Origin of the sequence: Phenylobacterium sp., assembly GCF_025351295.1 — a bacterium.
Classification (GTDB): domain Bacteria; phylum Pseudomonadota; class Alphaproteobacteria; order Caulobacterales; family Caulobacteraceae; genus Phenylobacterium.
This window is the reverse complement of sequence record NZ_JANXWD010000122.1, coordinates 1-3492: the sequence shown is the minus strand read 5'-3', so window position 1 is coordinate 3492 and position 3492 is coordinate 1. Positions and strand designations below refer to the sequence as shown.

3 protein-coding genes are annotated in these 3492 nt (G+C 72.2%); 2 read left to right on the top strand and 1 reads right to left on the bottom strand.

Annotation, left to right across the window (positions count from 1 at the left end):
- Positions 1–539: 539 nt before the first annotated feature.
- Together Q0R13_RS17165 and Q0R13_RS17160 are read left to right on the top strand one after the other, a co-directional pair.
- A complete protein-coding gene (locus Q0R13_RS17165; protein WP_293906187.1) occupies positions 540–932 on the top strand; it encodes a response regulator in 393 nt (130 codons plus the stop codon).
- An 87-nt stretch (positions 933–1019) separates the two neighbouring features.
- Entirely contained in the window at positions 1020–1193 is a 174-nt protein-coding gene (locus Q0R13_RS17160) for a hypothetical protein (protein ID WP_293906185.1), read from the top strand.
- A 4-nt stretch (positions 1194–1197) separates the two neighbouring features.
- Here the strand turns inward: Q0R13_RS17160 and Q0R13_RS17155 are convergent.
- On the bottom strand, positions 1198–3492 hold a 2295-nt coding region (locus Q0R13_RS17155), incomplete at its 5' end, for a hypothetical protein (RefSeq protein ID WP_293906183.1).

Genomic DNA, 3492 nt, shown 5'->3' with positions numbered 1-3492 from the left:
GACGCCTGGCGCGTGGGCGGAGCGTTGGCGCTGCGCTCGCAGCGCGGTCGGCCGCCGAAGCTGGAAGCCCAGGAGATGGCCGATGCGCGGGGGGTGGCGGCCAGGGCCGGGGACCTGAGGGAGGCGCGCCGCCAGATCGCGTAGCTGGAGCGCAAGGTCGGCCAGCAGCAGCTGGATCTGGATTTTTTCAAAGGCGCCTTGCGGCGTATCGAGACGTCGCGCCGGACGGACACCGTTCCTGGCGCGCCGGCGTCTTCGCCGAGATCGCGGCGATGACGCATCCGCAAGGCCAAGGCTCGGCGCAAGGCTAGGGGCTCCACGGCCCCGGATCGATCGAGCGGCTGTGCGGGCTCTCCCAGGGGAGCCGCGCGGCCTACTACCGCCACTGGGGCGAGCATGCGCCGCGCGCCCAGGAGACGGCGCTGCAGGGCGCCATCCAGCGGCTGGCGATCTTCGGCCGCCTGATCAACATTCGTTTAAGCCGTACCGGTCTAGGATGCAGGTTGTCGGTGTGCCGCTGAGCGCCTGGAGTCACCCCAATGCGGGTCTTGTTTGTCGAGGACAGTGAGGTCAACCGCCTGGTCATCAGGGAAATGCTGCGCGCCGGTGACATCGAGATGGCCGAGGCCGTGGACGGCGCCGCGGGCCTGCGGATGATCGGCGACAACGACTACGACCTGATCCTGATGGACCTGCGTATGCCGGGCATGGATGGCATCACCGCCATCCGGCACCTTCGCGCCCGCGGCGACCACAAGGCCAGGCTGCCGGTGATCGTCGTCACCGCCGACGCCGGGGCGACCATCGAGGCCGACTGCCTGGCGGCCGGCGCTGACGACGTGGTCCTTAAGCCGGTCTCGATGAGCGCCCTCTATGAGGCGATCGGCGCCGTACTGGCGCGGGAAGGCCAGGACGCGGTCCTGCTGGCCTAGGCCCGATCCAGCCCCGCCGGGAACCGATGGCGCGCCCGGCCCTTGTAATGGTCGGGGCCATGTCAGCGCCCCGCATCGGACGACAAGATGAACGCCAGCGCCCAGCGCGGCCCGCCTCCGAAGGCCGGGCGCAAAGTCGACGCGGGGACGCAGGCCGAGATCGACGCCCTCATGGCCCTGCCGCCCAAGCGCCGGCCCAGCATCACCGTTATCGGCGACGACGCGGTCACCAGCATCACCCTGCCGGACCGCCCGGCCTGAAGCGCTAGTTCTTCTTCTTCGGCCGGTTGCGCCAGAGCTCGTAGCTGCCGGTGGCGGCGGCCACGGGATCGAGGAGGATCTCGTCGGCGGCCGGCTCTGCGGCGGTCAGCAGCGGCGGCGCTTCCGGGCGACTGGCGACCGCGGCCTCGCCCGCACCCAGCATCGCACCGTCGTCGCCGTGGTAAAGCTGCTGCACGCGGGCGTCGAACAGGTTGAGGCCGTTGCCACCGCCACGACCGCCGCCGATCCCCCCGCCGCTGACGTCCAGGCCATTGAAGCGCACGCCCGGCGACCCGCCGCCGCTGGACACCAGCAAGGCAGGCGTCAGGCCCGCGCCGACCCCGCTGTGGAGGGCGCCGCCGGTGTCCTTGACCGACCCGAAGAGGTCGACGACCCCCGGCGTGGTGACCACCAGCGTGGGCGAGCTGGGACCGGGAGAGCCGCTATCATCGATCAGGATGCCGCTGGGGTTGCTCTTGGTCCCGGTGTTCTGCATCAGGATCCGCGCCGAGGCCGACATGGTCAGCACCCCGGTCGTGATGAAGACATGGCCCTGTTCATCCGGAGTCGGGGAGACGCCGACCGGCAGGTTGTTGGCGATGTCGATCTGGCTGGCCGGGACGCCCTCGACCAGGGCGATGAACCGGGCGGACCCCAGGACGATCTCGTTGGTCGCGTAGAGGTGGGTCTCACCCAGGGCGTGAACGTCGATGAAGCCGGTGGCCACCGACCCCTTGGCCACGCCGATGGAGCCGCTGAGCAGGATGCGCCCCGGCTGGAAGCCCGCATCCGGCGTCGTCTCGCCGATAGTCACGATGCCGCCGGTGATGCCGGGCGCGAGGTTGCCGGTGATGTTGACGTCGTTGTTCGGACCCGCCGCCAGCAGCAGGCTGGGGATGTGGGCGGGGTTCACGTTCAGGTCCTGGACGGTGATGTCGCCGCGCGCGGTTCCGGTCGAGGCGCCGGCGTAGAACGCCACCGCGGTGGTCGCCTGGATCTGCTGGAACTCGGCGTCGGTGATGCGCAGGCCGTCGGTGGGCGCCCCGGGATATTCGCTCGCCGCGCCGCGCGTCTGGCTCGATCCGCCACCCAGGCTGACGGCGCCCCCAAGCGACTCGATGCGCAGCGTGGCTGCCGTGAGCGGACCGACGATGTCCAGGTCGCCCGCCCGGATGGTGAAGTTGCGGCCGGCCGCGCCGCTGTTCAGGCTCAGCAACCCCGCCACATTGGCGGTCACATCGCGCCCGGCGGCCAGGGCGACCTTGGTCACGCCGGTGAGCGGCGTTCCGCCGGGCGCGCCATAGGTGACGTCGGCCTGGGCGCCCTTGGCGGTCAGCGACAAGTTGCGGCCGGCCGGGGCGTCATCGCCGCGCGCGCCGGTGATGGTGGCCGCGCGCAGCACGATGTGCCCGCCGACGTTGGTGGTGGTGATGGCGATGTCATCGTCGGCGAGGATCGAGCCCAGGCTGACCGCGGCGCCGTTCGCACCCACGCCGCTGGCGTTCACCACCACGCTGCGGCCGGAGCTGAGCTGGCCGGCCAGCAGCGACCCGGTGTCGATCTGCAGCCGGCCGATCGAATTGACCCCGCCGGCGCCGACACTGAACGCGCCCGTCGTGCGGAACGAGGCCGCGCCGCCGGCCGAGGCGCCGGCCCGCAGGGCGATGCCGCGGCCAGCGTCGATCGCCAGCTGACGGCCGGCGTTCAGCGTGGCGGCGTCGAGGCTGGCGCTGACCAGGCCCAGGTCGCGGCCGGCGGCGAACTGCACGCCGGCCAGCGCCGTCGGCGAGGCGAACCCGCCCAGCAGGTCACGCTGGGCCGAGACCACACCGAAGTTGGCCGTGGTTTCGGTGGTTCCGTTGAGGCGCGTCGGCCCGGGCTGGCGGTTCACGATGCTGACGCCGGCAGCCAGCACCACGTCGCCGCGATCGAGGGCCGCCGACTGGGCGGCGATCAGTCCGGGCGCGTTGATCACCGCGCTGGCCACCTCCGCGCGGTTGACCACGGCCAGGAACACATTGCCGCCCACCGTCTGGCCCAGCAGGGTCAGGGGCGTGGCCGCGGCCGTCCCGCCCGTCGCCGGCACCACGAAGTCCAGCAGGTCGAGGTCGCCGGTCAACGGGCCGAAGCGGACCGTGAAGTCATTGGCCGCGCCGTAGAGCACGGTGCCCGCGCCGGTCACCGAACTGCCGGCCTCGGCGCCTACCGCGCCGGCGACCAGCGCCAGCGGGCCGCCGCCAACCTTGACGTCGGCGCCGGCCCGCACCTGGACCCGCGCGGCGCCGGCGCCGGTGAAGTC

Coding starts and splice junctions, on each gene's coding strand:
- Q0R13_RS17160 (WP_293906185.1), top strand. CDS start 1,020: ATGAACGCCAGCGCCCAGCGCGGCCCGCCTCCGAAGGCCGGGCGCAAA.
- Q0R13_RS17165 (WP_293906187.1), top strand. CDS start 540: ATGCGGGTCTTGTTTGTCGAGGACAGTGAGGTCAACCGCCTGGTCATC.